This is a genomic window from Collinsella sp. OM08-14AT, assembly GCF_003438115.1.
Lineage (GTDB): Bacteria > Actinomycetota > Coriobacteriia > Coriobacteriales > Coriobacteriaceae > Collinsella.
The window spans coordinates 3,033-17,658 of the sequence record NZ_QSTE01000025.1 but is presented as its reverse complement, the minus strand read 5'-3'; the positions used below and the strand labels follow the sequence as shown (position 1 = coordinate 17,658).

The window sequence follows — 14,626 nt, the reverse complement described above, 5'->3', positions numbered from 1 at the left end:
TGGGGCACCGGCGCCGGCGCGTGCTGCTCCTCATAGGCCGGGCGCTGGGGCACCGGCGCAGCCGCGCGCGGCGCCGGTGCGCCGCCGACGGGGAGACCGGTGATGGGGTCGACCGCGCCGCCTGCGGGCTGGGCGCCCTCGAGTCGCGCAAGGTCCGCGCCGATCGCGTCGGCGCGCGCGAAGTCGTTGCGGCTGACGGCCTCGGCCCTCATGGCGCGGAGCCGCTGGATCTCGTCTCGGTTATCGTTCATGTCCTTAGGTTTCCTTTCTTGAGCGGACGGCCGCCGGCCGCCTCAGTTTCCGCTATCCACGTGCCCGGATCCGGCCTTTGCCTTCGATTCGTCGCGGATCGCCTTGACGAGGTCGTCCGGGGCGTCCTCGAGCCTGGATGCCGTTTCCTTGCGCCCTGTCACGGTTCCGCCCTCGAACGTCGCCTCGAGGCTGCCGATGCCGGCGTTCGCCGGGCGGTAGACGGTTCCGGTCGAGTAGGGGTGGATGGTCCAGATCGCGGTCGACTTGGCGGTCAGCTTGTCGCGGCCCGCGAGCTGGAGGAAGGTGGTCGGGGTGTCGTTGGCGAGCATCACGTAGACGCCCGCATAGCGGTCGCTGGCGCCGGATTCCGATTCGGGCAGCTCTGCGTACCAGATCTCGGCGGCGCCGGAGTAGCCGTTGTCGGAAAGCAGCTCGACGACCTCGTCGCGCGCCTCGCGGCCGGGGTTCTCGGAGTACTTGACGGCGTTCGCCATCCCCAGCGAGGACTGGCGGACGGCCTCGAGCACGGCCTCCTGGCCGGTCTTGGCCGAATAGGCGGTGCTTGCGTCGACGCCGAGGCCGACGGCGACGAGCAGGCAGGCGAGGGCGACGATGAATACGGCTGCGACCTGGCCGGAAAGGCCCGAGGCGCGGCGGGGTTTTCTGGATGCCATCACAGCACCTCCCAATCGGTGTAGGTCGTGTAGCTGTGCGACACGTGTCGCGTGAGGACCGTCTTGCGGCCGAGCGAGAGGGGGTCGTTGTACTCGTAGGCGACGTCGGCCTCGACGGTGACGCGGCGCGTCTCGGTCCTGAGGGTCGATGCCCCGAGCTCGTTGGCGATCGAGTCGCCGTCGTTGACGACGCCGGAGGTGGTGGCCTTCACCTTGGCGTTGGTGACGGTGAGCCTATCCCTCTCGAGGTCGGTGCCGGAGCAGACGAGGTCGCGGACGAGCTCGTCGCGGTCCCGCTCCTGCCATCCGGCGGGAAGCGAGTCGGCCAGCGTCGCCAGCGAGTGCTGGATGACGGTGTTCTGATAGGAGAGCATCGCGAAGGAGCCGATCGCGAAGAGAAATGCCAGCAGGACGGGCATGACCAGGATGAACTCGACCGACCCCTGTCCCGCAAGGCGGCATTGTGCGCGGCGTGCAGAGCGTGTGGGCATGTCAGGACCTCCCGATCTCTGACCTGATGGACGACATCTCGGAGTGGACCCGCCAGCCGGCATCGGTGGCGCCTGAGACGCCGAGCGACTTGAGCGGGAAGATGCACGGGACGTCCTTGACGACCTTGACGGTGACCTTCTCGCGCGAGTAGCGCGCGGAGACCGACTTGTCGCCACTCTTGAGCGTGACGGGCTTTGACGGCGCATCGGCCGAGGTGACGGTGACGCTCGCGGTATCGCCGAGGGCGCATGCCTCGCGGACGTAGGCGGCGACGGTGTCGTCGGATGCGGTGGGGTTGGCCGCGGCGTAGCGCGCCCCCTCCGAGCTCGCGGTTTGCACGTTCGCCGTCTCGCGCGCGAGGTGCGCGTAGTCCGCGACGGCGACGAGCATGATGATGAGAAGGGGCAGGACCAGGATGAACTCCAAGGTTCCCTGTCCGTGGCGTCCGCGCGCCCTCGCGGCGGTCATGAGAGCGCCCCCGTAGCCAGCGAGGCGATCAGGGCGAGCGAGATGACCGGGGCGAGCGGCATGGCGCTGGTCTCGACACCGATACGGCGCGAGCAGGCGATGAAGAGCAGGGCCGCGGCGCCGAGCGCCGGCACGAGCGTTAGCACGGTCGGCGTTCCGGCGGTGGCCCCGAGCACGCATCCGAGCATGAGGGAGTCGCCGTCGCCCCATTCTCCGCCGATGCGCCGCACGGCGGCGCCGACGGCCCAGGTGAGGGCCATGCCGGCCGCCGTGATCGCGGCGCCCGCCGACGTCGGGCAGAACGCCAGGACGCAGGAAGCGGCGAGGACTGCGAGGTGGGGGATCGGCACGATGCGGAAGCGGATGTCGCTCGCCGCGATGGCAAGCGACGACACCGCAGCGACGGCGGCCGCGGGAGACATGGCGGCGCCGGCGAGGCCGGCGGCGAGGTATGCGGGAATCCAGTAGGCCTCGCCGGCGAGCGTCGGATTGTAGCGGCGGGCGTAGGCCCCGGCCGCGCGGGCGGGCAGCAGGCCCGCGTCGATATCTCCCGATGCGGCGAGCGCGTCGATCGTGGAGGGGGCGACGGCCTGGATGCTGATCTGCGGCGCGATGGCGGCCAGCCAGCTGCGGCGCTGTTCAGGGTCCGCGCCCGGTGCGAGCATGGCCGCGTCCTCGCGCTCGTAGAAGGAATAGCGCATGTGCTGGTAGGCATGCTGCAAAAGCCAGCCGGCGACGGCCGACCCGGCTGCGAGCGTGAGTGTTCCGAGCATACGGCTCCCTCCGGTGCTGTGGTTATCTGGAAAGCGCGCCCTGTCGGCGCGCGGGAAGGTTCGGGATGCCCGGGGGCGGGGGTGTCTGCCCCCGGACGGATGGCTCCGAGATGCGCTAGCTGGGCGTATTGGCTCCATTGACGTTGGTACCGGCCAGCGTCTTGGAGACCGTGTTGATCTTGATGTTCATCTGGTTGGACAGATAAACCAGCGCGGCGATCAGCGCGACGGCGATGCAGACGACGATGACGACCCACTCGATGGAGCCCTGTGCGGGCAGGGCCTCCTTGGCGCGGCGCTTCATGTTGAAAAGGCCGCAGGTGGCGATGGCCGCCGGCTTGGCGAGGATATCGTGCATTGGACCTCCTCCTCTCTTTGATGTATGCGCGGGCGCACCCGCGCAGCCTGTGCCACGTCTGTGGCGGTACGGCATAAACTATGCCCCCGGGAAAGATGCGGGTCAGCACCCTGCCCAAAAATGGGAAAGACCCGGTATATCCCCAGCTCAGACCACATTCTTACCTATGGAGGAATTATGGAGCGAAGGGCCCGTCGTCCCTATGAGGCGGCGGGCCCGGTGCGGCTCCCGTACGGGGCCGGGGCGCTATGCGGCTGTCGACGGCATGCGGCCCCTATGAGGGCTTGCGGGCGAAGACCGCGAAGGTCCCGTCGTCATGCACCAGGGAGAACCCGAGCCCGGAAAGCGAGTCCTCGAGCGCGGGGTAGGCCACCGAGGGGACGGCCGCGAAATCGGCGCCGGTTCCCTCGATGGCGTCCTCGTCGCCCGCCAGCACGTGCCGTGCTGTCCCCCAGGCGTCCGCGCCGCCGTTGAGCTCGGGGCAGAAGAGCTCCGCCCGCGTGTCGAGCAGCGGTCGGTATCCCGCGAGCTCCAGCTCGCTGCCGACGTCGATATCGCAGATCACGGCATCGCCCGGCTCGGCGCCGGATGACTCGAGCGCGGCCATGGCCCTTGCGGCCGATGCCTCGATGGGCGTCTGCCTCGGCACGGTCGCGGCGAGGAGCCCGAGCGAGGCCAGGAGCGCCGCCGTGCAGCATGCCGCCGGCGCGATGGGGCTGCGGACGCACGGGCCCGCCACCTCTCCCTGGATATCGGACAGGGCGAGCGCCATGGAGGTCATCAGGAAGAGCTCGTTTCTCACGTTGGCGAGGGCGAGCATGAGCGTGCCGAGCACGAGCAGGTCACCGGCCTCGAGAAGTGCCCGGCCCCCGCCGCGGCGGCGCACCCGGAGGCGGTACAGGAGCAGCGCCGCCGCGAGGGTGCACGCGGCGGCCGCCTGGGCGGGCGCGGCCTCGGTCCACGGTGCGAGCTCTCCGATGCCCACGGATCTCAGCGATTCCGCGCCCATGGTGGCGAACGGCACCATGAGCAGCCTCGCGCCGTAGGGGTTGAACATGCATGCGGCCAAGGTCGACATGGCCGCCGTGAGCGCCTTGAGCCTGCCGTGCCTGTCGAGCCTGCCGTCAAGTATGAGGCAGCATGGGACCATGAGGGCGACGGTCCACAGCGCCCCGTGGAGCTGGGCCATGGCGAATCCCGCGGCGGGAAAGGCGGCCAGCAGGGAGTCCCGCCCGCCGCGTGCCCATTTCCTGCCCGCCGCATAGCAGACGCAAAGCGCCGTGACGTCGATTCCGCGCGGCGTTGAGTTGCACAGCACGGCTATGGCGGCACCGCATGCGGCCGATGCCGCCATGTGGACGGCGCCGGTCCTGCCGCGGTCGAGAGTGCAGGCCCAGAGGGCCGCCGCCGCGGCCATGTCGAGCACGGCGGCCGCGCACTTGATCCCGGCCTCGCCGAACGCGTCGAAGATGGCCGCGGCGGCGATGCACAGGGGCCACTGCTGGCAGATATAGGCAAGGCCCTCGTGGAGGGTAAGGGGGTCTGAAGTCGGGAGCTCGCCGGTCTCGATGATCCACCGGCCGATGGCGACCATGTAGCGGGTGTCGGGTTGGAAAAGCGACCATCCCGTGAGCGAGACCGCTGCGAGCGCCGCCGCGCATGCGGCGAGCGTGGCCGCGAGCGACGCCGCGCATGCGGCGAGCGTGGCCGCGAGCGACGCCCACAGCAGGATGCGTCTGCGGCGCATATCTTCCGCGCGCTCCACGCTATTCACAGCCTTCCGTCGGCCTGAAGAGGGTGTATCCGCCGCCGTGCGCGAGCTCATCGAAGTGCCCGCCGGATCGCAGGGTATCGGCCTCATCGTCCCTGACGAGGAACAGCTCCCATCCCCAGTCCTCGGTGCTCTCTTTCAGCGAGGTCGACCCCTGGAGGACGTCGACGATCCCGCGGTAGGCGGACCTCGACCCGGCGCCGGCGATGCGCTCGCCCCAGATCTCGGGACGCATGTCGCAGGGTACCTTGAAGCCTTCCCACTCGAGCTGGTTGTACACCGAGACGTCGCTGGAGAACACCAGCGCGTCGGGTCCGGCGTCGTATATCGCCGAGAAGATGGGGGACATCTCCGATTCGGTCACGGACAGCAAGCCCGCCTCGCCGCCCGATCGCGGTGCCAGCGATACCGCGAGCCCCGAGACCGCGGCGAGCAGGGCCATGGCGGCACCTGCCGCGGCGGCCGCGCGCCCCGGGTGCGCCATGGGCTCCCCGAGCGCACCTGCGAGCCCGAACGCGCAGCACAGGCCGCAGGACAGGCCGGCGATCCACATGCAGCGCGAGTGCAGGACTCCCGCGGCGATACCGGCGAGAAGCATCGCCACGGCGCCGGCCGGGACTTTCGCCCCGCTTCGACGGCACAGCGCGATCGGCCCCAGCGCCATCGCCGCGACGGGAACGGCGAAAAGGGGGCCGAGCGGGACCCATAGGGGCTGCATCTCGACGATGGCGCCGCCATAGGAGGCCTCGCCGAGCGATTTCAGGACGTAGAGGGACCCGTCGGCGCCGTATGGGTTGAGCAGCGAGGCCGCGCACATGGCCGCCACGGCGGCGCAGATGGGCATCGCCCGCGCGGACCACGCGCGGCGTGTTGCGGGATTGGCGAGCTCATGCGGGCAGGGCAGGGCGAACGCCGCGGCGCACGCGGCGAGAAGCGGCCACTGGGCCGCCTGGAGGTTGACGCCGGCCACGGCGACGGCGGGGAGCCACAGCAGGGCCCGGCGCGATCTTGACCCGAGGTATCTGAGCATGATCCTCGCCGTGATGGCGCACAGCAGCGCGGTCCAGATCGTCGGTCGGACCGATATGTACATGCAGATGCACGCCGACGGCACCGCAAGACAGAAGGCCAGGGCCGCTGGCGAGAGCTTCCCGTCGGCGGCGTCGAGCATGAGGCGGGACAGCTGCCAGAAGAGGAGCCCGGCGGGCACGCAGACGGACACGGCCACTGCGGTATAGCCGCCGCGCGTGTACCATGCCCAGAGCCAGACGTCATGGAGCCACTGCTGCGCGACCATGCCCTGGCCGGGCCAGATGGAGAACGGGTTGATGCGGGATATGCCGTTGCGGGCGATCTCGCGGCCGGTCGCGAGGAGGAACCAGACGTCGGAGTCGAGCGTTCCCGTTCCCGTCAGGGCGCGGGCGAGAATCGGGCCCGCGATGAGGAGGGCGCATAGGACGGATATGGCGAGCCGCGTGCGGCCGGCCTGAAGGGTTGCATTCAAGATGGCTCCAAGGGGTAGATATTCGACCGGGAGCATACGCCGCCGCGGCGAAAAGAAGAACCCCGCTCCCAAAAGTGGGAACGGGGCACCGAAAAGGCAGATTGCCGCGGTCGCGATATCGGCAAAAGGATGGCGGCCGGTGAGGGCCGGCCGCCGATGGGGGAATGGCGGCATATTGGGGAGTCCGCCATTGCATATGGGGCCGACTGGATCGGATGGTGGGTCGGCCGGGTCGCCGTGACATGGTTTATCGGAAGGAGTGACGGCGTTGCCTTGACTATACCCCTTGGCGATATACGCTAATCACGTCATTGGCGGAAATGTGTTCCCATCGTGTACGGGTCCGGTCCGTACGGCACGGTCCGCGCTCAGCCCTTGCTGCTCGCGACGCCCTCGGCCTTCGCCTCGGTCCACTTGATGTAGAGCGTGACGTCGCGCTTGGCGGTGACCGAGGAAACCTTCTCGGTGCCGCTAGCCGAGGTCAGCCAGCATTCCGGGACGTATCTGCGCCATGTCTCGTCGGCGATCATGGCGAACACCTCGCCGGGTTTCACCGGCGTGACGCTCTCGCCCCAATAGAGCGCCTTGTGCCCCTGCCCGTCGTCGCCGATGGCCGCGAGCGCCAGGCCGTCGAGCCTGTGCTTCTCCGTGGACAGGGAGAAATCGGGGAGCTCGAAGGAGGAGCGCGCATCGGGTTTGTACATGAGCGGCGCGGTGCGGTAGATGCCGGCGTCCTCGGGCTTGAGTGACCCCTCGGCGTACTCGACGCGCACGGTGCAGCGGTTGCGGCCGTAGAGTTTGAGCGTCTGGTCCTTGACGATGGTGACATTCGCGGCGGGCTGGGTGAGCTCGGGATCGAGGAACCAGCCCGAGAACCCCGTCGAGGGGTTCTGCCCGTATTGCTCGTTGAGGTTGCAGGTGTCCTTCAGGGCCTTCTGCGTCGCGATGTCGACGGGGTTGTAGATATCGCCGCCTTCGACGTCGAGGTCGCGATACACCATGTCCTTCTGCTCGATGCCGTCGGCATAGTACTCGACGCACGTCGTGACGACTCGCACGCCGCGGGAGACGAGCGTGCCCAGATAGCGGTCGGTCCATACGTAGCGGTCGGTCTTGCTGACGGTGCGGATGCCGAGCATCGCGGCGGCGTAGAGAAACCCCGGCCCCCAGGAGGCGTCGGCAGCCAGGTTTTCGCTGTCGGAGAACTCTCTGACGACGCGACCGCCCTGCGGCTTGCGCACGAGGTGGATGTTCATGCCGCAGATCTTGTTGCCGTCGCCGCCGTCCGGCTCGATGCCGGCTGCGGGTGCGGTGTTGGCGTCGAGCGGCGCCGAGGCGGAACAGTTGACATAGACCGGGTCGGACCACTCGCCGCTCCCGTTGAGAAGCTTGGTCCTGATCTCGAGGTCGTAGTGGTCCGCTATCTCGCCGGTGAGCCAGACCTTCACCTTGCCGAGGATATCCGACTCAGTGTCGAGGATGTGCACGCCGTCGGAGCCCTCGACCCACTCGCCCCCGCTGTAGCGCTGCGCGGCGTAGTGGATCGATCCGGGGAACGCGGAACCCTCGAGCCTGAGGCCGAGGCCGTAGATAGAGTGGCCTCCATGGGGGTAGCCGATATGTCGGTGCGCGAGCGATTCCTGCTGCCACCCCCATGTGGCCACGCCGCACTGGGCGAAGATGGAGGCGTTGTCCTCGGGGAGGTCGTCATCGATGTCGGACATGTAGAGCCTGAAGATCGGCCTGACCGGCAGGTCCGATTCGTTCTTGCATCCCAGGGCCCAGCCGGAGGGCCTGATTCCGACATCCGGGTCGTCCGGGTCTGCGTTATGCCATCCGCAGATCTTCGCCTTGTCGCCGATCTTGAGTATCCCGCCGGGGCAGTGGACTGATACCTTGCCCTCGATGCGGGCCTCGACGAGGTTCCACTGGGCGTTTTTCTGGATGGCCCAGCGCCCGGGGCAGGCGGCGGACTGGACGGTCACGTTCGCGGTGGAGTCCGATGTGACCCCGTTGGTGTCGAGGCGCAGCCCGTCGGCGTCCGAGGTGATGAAGTAGCAGGAATGGTCGGTCTCGTTCGAGGCGTCGGGCTCGTGGTGGATCCACCATGCCTTGCTCCGGCCGTCGGCGTTGTTGATGTCCCAGATGTCGGCATGGCTGTTCTGGACGACTCCGTGGTCGACCACCGGCGCCGCATGGCCGCTGTTGTTCAGCATGTGCGTCAGGTTCGGGCCGACCATGTTGGCTAGGGCGAACGTGAAGGTGTCGACGCCGTCGTTGGTATAGGGCTTGAGCATCCAGGTCTGGTTGACGCCGTGATAGTTCTCGTAGAGGCACACGCCGCGTCCGTTATCGTACATGGCTTGGGGTTTACCGTCGCTATATGTGCCCTGCAACAAGTCGAGCTGGATGTCCGGCGCGGAGACGGGCCTGATGTAGAAGATGCCGCCGTAGAGCGTGACGTCGTTGCGGATGTAGATCTTCTCGATCCTGAAATGGCGGGAAGGGGTGGTCTGGCTCAGGAACCAGTAGTTCGGGGCGTCGTTTTCCTTGATCATGTTCTCGTGCGTCCCGAAGCGGTGGTAGTCCACGTTGTAGACCTGCAGCTTGCTGGACACGCTGTGGCGCGCCTCGCCCTTCTGCCTCTTGACCCAGAAGGACGGGCGGGTCGATCCCCAGTACGTGCTCCCCCGGAAGTCGTTGAAGTCGTAGAAGCCGTAGGAGATCCAGTCGTAGTACTTGTTGTCGATCTGGTTCCTGAAGTCGCCGGCGAAACGGGAATCGGCGAACTCGGCGCCGTCGAGGTAGACGTACCCCTTGTTGTCGCCGCCCTCGGAGATGGTATCGACCCAAAGGCCTTTGCCATTCTGCAGGTCCTTGCTGGAGCACCATGCGAACGGCCTGACGACTACGAGGGTGTAGAGCTCGTTGGCGTAATTGCACTCGAAGACGCAGGCGAAGGCGTACCTCAGCCATTGCCCGTAATGATTTATATAGTAGCTGGTGTTGGCGGGGGCGGCGCAGAGCCATTCATGGTAGCTGTTCGCGAAGCCGAAGAACATGTCCCCCTCGCCCTGACGAGGGTCCGAATGGACGAGCAGCGAGTCATCGGCGGCCCCGAACCAGCCCTGGCCGAGGTTGAAGTTCATGCCCGCGAGCGCTTCCGCCTTCCGGGCGGGTCCGAGCAGTGCCAGTCCAGCCGCGCAGGCGAGCGCAGCGAAGGCTCCTCGACGGGAGATCGGAAGCTCGAGCAGCCCCGTCTTCTCGCTGTCCCCGTCCTGTACTGGGACCATATTGGTTTCTGGCGAGGTGTTCAAAGCGATCTACTCCTCCTTGAGGCCGGAGACGGCGAAACAGGCGAATGCGACGGCGAGGTAGCCGATGGAATACGGGTCCAGGCGGATGGCGCTGCGGACCGCGAGGGCGAGAAGGGCCGCGGCGATGCCGAGGTCGAGGGCGCGGCTCCGTACCTTGCAGGCGATGCCGGCGGCGATGAGCAGGATAATCGGGACCCAGACGGCGCCCAAGCAGCCCCTGGTCAGAAACCACGCTGCAGATGCTGGCGAGTAGTAGTCTGTCGGGCAGGATAGGATGACCGACGCGGCGCTCTGCAGCTGGAAGATGGCGGGCGGCAGCGCGGTCAGGATGGCGGCCAGCGCGATGCGCCTCAGCTCATGCGGTTCGATATTTGAGTGCTTGACCAAATCGATGGGGTTCAATTGTCCTCCTACAGTCCCAGGAACCAGGACACGCTCGTGTCCTCGAAATACCTCGCGGTCTCGATCAGCGTCGAGGTCGACATGAGCGTCTGCCTGTTGAGGATGCGCGAGAGCGTCGAGCTCGAGATGCCGACGGCGCGGCAGTAGTCCTCTTTCGACGTGCCGGTCCTCGACAGCGTGAAGGCAAGGCGCGATGCGCACAGCTCCTTGGCGTAGTCGCGGTCGCGCTGCCGCTGCGACTCGGTCCTGTCGTGTCGTTCGCTATCGGAGCCCCGGTGCATGCTGTTCCCCCTGCCGATGTCCTGTTTTTCTCCCATATGGCGCCCGTTTAAGCATATGCCGGCGGCAGGCGCCTCCTTCGACGAAAATGGCGGCGGGATGGGCGAAACCCGGATGCACGATTCGGACCTCCGACGTCTCTGCCTCCCGCGCACCAGGCCGCGGCGATGCGTTTGGGTGACGTTTGGATAGCTGGCTGCGGCCTGATTTCAAAATTGATACCCGTGCAAACGCGAATCTATACATAGCCGCCGCGTCTGGTCCGATTTTTTTCTCAGATATGGTTTCCGCCCGGTCCGCCGCCCTCTCCAGGTTTCGCGGCGAGCTGCGATGCCAGCGAGGCGATGTCGGACGGCGTCCGTCCTGTGCGCTCGACCTGCTCCCCGAGCGCCCTGCGCGTCTCCCGCATGAGTTCGGCCGAGGCCATGAAGGGGCCGGTGGAGGGGTCGGCGAAGCGCGCCTTCGCGCTTTCGACCGCCCAACGGGGCAGGTCGGTCAGCTTGCCGTTCCGATCTACGGCGACGACCAGGAAGCTGCCGCGGATGATAGAGGATCCCCCGTCGCGCGGGATGGTCCGGTTCGGTTTGAGCGACGCTCCCTCCTCGTCGCCTGCGCGCAGCAGCTTCACGGTGACGTCCCCGTATTCGGCCAGGGTCTCGGTCTCGGGGCGGTCGAGGCCGATGGAGGCCAGGGCGCGGTCCATGTCGGCGAAGACGGTCGTCTCGCGCGGCAGGTCGCCCACGGGCACGTAGACCGCGGCGACCTTGGCTCGCCCATCGCGGAATCCGCCCCCCGCGAGGCATCGGGCGATATCGGCGTCGGCCGTATCGATCTCGAAGTCGCATCCGGCGGCGCAGGCCCTCGCGGTCTCGGCGAGCGCATCTTGGACGTCGAGCACGGTATCGGCCGGAAGGCCCAGGTGCGGCGTGTCCTGGAGCAGGATGCCGAATCCCCGGTGGTCGGCCAGAAGCGTCTTCATGTAGTAGCGGCCGATGAGATACGGCAGGGGCTCCATATCCTTGATGTTGCGCGTCGCATCGGGGCGGTCGTCGCCGCGATGCAGGTAGAACTCGACCATGGGCAGGCCGCCCGAGGATTTCAGGGACCGTCCCGAAAACGTCTCGTACGGGTCGTATATGACCCTGTCGTCCTTGCCGTAGCGCGCCCCGGGAAAGACCAGGTGCATCCAGACCGATTCGCCTTCCCCGGTGCCCTCGCAGTCGACGCGGGTGTCGTCGAGCAGCGCCGAGACGGAATCGGGGTCGATGCCCTCGCGCAGGTGCGCCAGCAGGTTCTCTGCATCCTGCTCTTTATAGGTGCTCATGATGGCTCCAATGGATCGTGGTCGGTAGTCGTGTTGGCCCGCTGGCGGGCCGGAAGGCGGCCGGTCACAGCCGGTTACCGGCCGCGGTGGTCGCCCCGCGGGCCGTGGCCAGCGCCGCGGCCTGGGCACGCTCGGCGAGCGCCGGGAAGCTGATGTTGATGTCCCCGGGCCTGGTCGCGCGCACCGTGGCGCCTTCCGGGGCGTCTTCGATCCCGGGGGTCGGACCGCCGCCGGAGACGTCGCAGCGCTTCATCGCCGGGATGAAGTTGTCGATCAGCCTGTCCGGCACCGTGCCGGGGTGCCTGAAGGCGATGTTCCCGCTCCCGTCCTGTTCGAGCAGGATCGGGCATCTGGATACGTGTTCCCGGCGACGTGGGTCGTAGGCCGCGCGTTCCGGGTGGAACCTGGCGACCGCATACGCCCCGCGCTCCTTCCTGTCGAAGCTCAGGCCCCAGACGCCGCCGTTCTCGCCGGCGCACCCGGCCTCCATGTAGAAGCCCTTCTCGCACCGGTAGGTGAGCGCGGCGGCCAGCGCCGCGGCGACCTTCGGGCAGGCGTCGAACTGCCACGCGCGCATGCGCGTCTCGGCACCGTCCCTGAACGAGAACTCGAGCCCTCGGAAGCCGTATACGCCGAAGTGCCTGACCTTCACGGGCTCCAGGCTGGTGCAGCCCCATACGGTCTCGGCGAGGTCGGCTACCGACGGCGCGCCGTAGAGCCTGGCGTTCTCCTCGGCGAGCTCGCCTGCGTCCGCGAACCCGTCGAGGTCGCGGCAGACGAGCCTTTCGTCGCGGGGTCCCTCACCGGCATGGAAGGCGTTCGCGTCGAGGGGGTGCCCGGGACTCCACCCGCTGCGGTCCCTCAGGGCCTTGACGAGTCCCGAGAGCCCGTCGTCCAGGCGCTCGGCCCAGCCGGGCCAGTCGATGCCGTCCTCGCGCGCCGCGCGCCTGGCCGATGCGAACTCCATCATGACGTCCGCGACGAATCCGTAGCCGAGGGGATGGAACCCGTCCGGCAAGACGGTGAGGTCCCTGGGGTCGATGGAGTTCTTGCCGCCGATCACGTTGCCCAGGTCGCGCGGGTCGATGAGGATGGAACAGGATACCTCGTTCGGGAAATTCATCGGTTTCGCCTCCGTCGGCGGGTCGGTAGGGTCAGTGCTTGATGGCCGTGTGGGCCTCGTCGGTCGTGCCGGTTCCCTTCGCGGCCGCCTTGGCCGCCGCGGCGACGCTCGCGGGATCGTCGGGCGCCTGGACCGTGGCAATGTCGACCCCGAGCATGGCGCACGTCTCGGCGATGCTCTCGGGGTCGCCGAGCGTCCATCCCGCGAGCGCGGGGCTGCATCCGGCTCCGAACGTCGCGAGGACGCCGCACTCGATATCGCACAGCGCCCAGTCGGCCGCCGTGAGGAACTTTCCATCATCGACCTCGCCGGAAGGATCGAAATCCCCGACCGCGACGCCCTCGTTGGTCTCGCCGATGAAGTCGAGGCCGTAGTCGCAGACGTCCGGCGAGAGCGGGTCGGCGTCCTCCTCGATGATGGCCGTCAGGGGGATATGGGCGACATGGAACCCGAAGAACTCGCCGTCGGGCGCCGTGTCCGGGATGAACGCCTCGCCGCTGTAGACGTTGTAGAGGAAATCGCCGAGGTCGAGAGCAGCCCCCATGATCTCGGCCGCGTCCTTGCGGAAGCTCGCGTGATGGCGGAGTGCCGCCGCGGCGTCGTCGCCGAACAGCATCTTGACGCTATCCGGCGTCTCGAGGAGGACCGTATGGCCGGCCATCTCGACCTCGACGCAACCCTCATGCTCGGTCGATGGGAAGGCGCCGGGCGTATCGACCCCGTAGAGGTCGAGCACGTCCAGGACCTCGGCGGCGCTCCTCGGTTCGATATAGCTTTTCATGTGTCATCACATCCGAAAACATGGAAAGGGCGCCCGCGGGACAGTGCGCGGGCGCCCTTCGGGTGCGGGTCGCGGAGGTTGCGGGCGCGCGCTAGAGCTTGGCGGCCTGCGTGGCCTCGGCGCCCTGCTCGGCGGTACCGTGGGCCGCGGCGACGGCCGCGGCGGCCTGGGACTGCGGGTTGGGCGCCTCGGCGTTCATCTTGGCCTTGTAGGCCTCGCGTGCGGCCTTGACGGCCTTGGTCAGCTCGAACGGGTCGACATCGAGGGTCTTGAGCTGGTCGTTCTCGTCATACTTGACCAGATGGACGGGCATGTCCTTCTTGACGGTGACGGTGGTGCCCTTGCCGTTGGCGAGATCGGACTCGGTCCAGGGTTTGCGGAAGGTCTTGAACTTGTAGCCGGAGATGTCGATGCCGTTCATGTCCGTACCCGTCGGGATGGTGCAGAGGACGGCAGGCCAGGTCTCGGTCTTCGTGCTGTTCGTGATCACGATGTCCTCGCCCTGCGCGTCGGTAACATGGCACCACTTCGCGGGGAACTTGATGCTGACCTCGTTGTCGTACTTTTCCTGGTCCATGGCGGTACCTTTCTTCCTGCCCGTCGCACGGTGGGCGGCGGGACGTTGATTTGCTACGAATGTACCCTCGGGCACGGTGTGCGTATAGATGGTTTCCCGAACGGGAAGCGGCTCGAGCCCGCCGCGGCGGCGCAGCTCGTCGGCCACCTCGCGCAGCCTGGAAATGTCGCCGACGACAGGGGCGGCGAGCTGTTCTTTGGGGATGAACCCGTCGAGCGCGAGGATCGCCACGGCGCCGGGCAGTGCCAGGACGCCGGTGAGCTCCGCGCTCGCGTCCGAGTAGTAGAAGTGGATCGGGTACTTCAGCACGACGGCGGCCTCCGGCACGTCGACGCCGAGCTCGTCCACCGCGCGGCGGATGGCGGACCTTACCCGGTAGGAGAGCTCGGAGGGCAGGCCGTCGGTGGCGATGGAGGGCTTCCCGGCGTCGTACTTGGTCGCGAAAAGGTTGAAGTCGGCGAGCTCGCCGTTGCCGTCGGGGTAGGCCGAGCGCGCCATCGTGGAGGACTGGTTGATATCCCTGAACATCAT

General features: G+C 67.6%; 15 protein-coding genes. All 15 read right to left on the bottom strand.

The features are described from left to right. The coding region (locus tag DXC18_RS10045; RefSeq protein ID WP_199412258.1) for a hypothetical protein at positions 1 to 251 on the bottom strand (251 nt) is incomplete at its 3' end. A gap of 42 nt (positions 252 to 293) precedes the next feature. Beyond that, entirely contained in the window at positions 294 to 926 is a 633-nt protein-coding gene (locus DXC18_RS10040) for a pilus assembly protein TadG-related protein (protein ID WP_114614594.1), read from the bottom strand. Then, a complete protein-coding gene (locus DXC18_RS10035; RefSeq protein WP_117717049.1) occupies positions 926 to 1,417 on the bottom strand; it encodes a TadE/TadG family type IV pilus assembly protein in 492 nt (163 codons plus the stop codon). The genes DXC18_RS10040 and DXC18_RS10035 overlap by 1 nt, the downstream gene beginning before the upstream one ends. A 1-nt stretch (position 1,418) precedes the next feature. Then, entirely contained in the window at positions 1,419 to 1,886 is a 468-nt protein-coding gene (locus DXC18_RS10030) for a TadE/TadG family type IV pilus assembly protein (RefSeq protein ID WP_158552084.1), read from the bottom strand. Beyond that, positions 1,883 to 2,659, bottom strand: a complete 777-nt coding sequence (locus DXC18_RS10490) for a hypothetical protein (RefSeq protein WP_158552082.1) — start codon at positions 2,657 to 2,659, stop codon at positions 1,883 to 1,885. Before DXC18_RS10490 ends, DXC18_RS10030 begins: the two co-directional genes overlap by 4 nt. Positions 2,660 to 2,774: 115 nt before the next feature. After that, positions 2,775 to 3,017, bottom strand: a complete 243-nt coding sequence (locus DXC18_RS10020) for a hypothetical protein (RefSeq protein ID WP_114526731.1) — start codon at positions 3,015 to 3,017, stop codon at positions 2,775 to 2,777. Between the two features lie 274 nt (positions 3,018 to 3,291). After that, positions 3,292 to 4,791, bottom strand: coding sequence for a hypothetical protein (locus DXC18_RS10015; RefSeq protein WP_147330270.1), 1,500 nt, complete (start codon positions 4,789 to 4,791; stop codon positions 3,292 to 3,294). Then, positions 4,784 to 6,292, bottom strand: coding sequence for a hypothetical protein (locus tag DXC18_RS10010; RefSeq protein WP_117717046.1), 1,509 nt, complete (start codon positions 6,290 to 6,292; stop codon positions 4,784 to 4,786). Before DXC18_RS10010 ends, DXC18_RS10015 begins: the two co-directional genes overlap by 8 nt. 368 nt (positions 6,293 to 6,660) lie before the next feature. Continuing rightward, the gene (locus DXC18_RS10005; RefSeq protein WP_199412257.1) at positions 6,661 to 9,354 is read right to left on the bottom strand and encodes a hypothetical protein; all 2,694 of its coding nucleotides are present in this window, start codon (positions 9,352 to 9,354) and stop codon (positions 6,661 to 6,663) included. Between the two features lie 261 nt (positions 9,355 to 9,615). Continuing rightward, positions 9,616 to 10,011, bottom strand: a complete 396-nt coding sequence (locus tag DXC18_RS10000; protein WP_117717044.1) for a hypothetical protein — start codon at positions 10,009 to 10,011, stop codon at positions 9,616 to 9,618. Between the two features lie 8 nt (positions 10,012 to 10,019). Further along, complete coding sequence (locus tag DXC18_RS09995; RefSeq protein ID WP_199412256.1) at positions 10,020 to 10,328, bottom strand: helix-turn-helix transcriptional regulator; 309 nt, start codon at positions 10,326 to 10,328, stop codon at positions 10,020 to 10,022. Between the two features lie 236 nt (positions 10,329 to 10,564). Next, entirely contained in the window at positions 10,565 to 11,614 is a 1,050-nt protein-coding gene (locus DXC18_RS09990) for a hypothetical protein (protein ID WP_117717042.1), read from the bottom strand. Positions 11,615 to 11,678: 64 nt separating this feature from the next. After that, complete coding sequence (locus tag DXC18_RS09985; RefSeq protein WP_117717041.1) at positions 11,679 to 12,737, bottom strand: hypothetical protein; 1,059 nt, start codon at positions 12,735 to 12,737, stop codon at positions 11,679 to 11,681. A 31-nt stretch (positions 12,738 to 12,768) separates the two neighbouring features. Continuing rightward, a complete protein-coding gene (locus tag DXC18_RS09980) occupies positions 12,769 to 13,518 on the bottom strand; it encodes a hypothetical protein (protein ID WP_117717040.1) in 750 nt (249 codons plus the stop codon). A 91-nt stretch (positions 13,519 to 13,609) separates the two neighbouring features. Continuing rightward, positions 13,610 to 14,626 (bottom strand): hypothetical protein (locus DXC18_RS09975; RefSeq protein ID WP_117717039.1); only part of this gene is annotated, 1,017 nt, incomplete at its 5' end.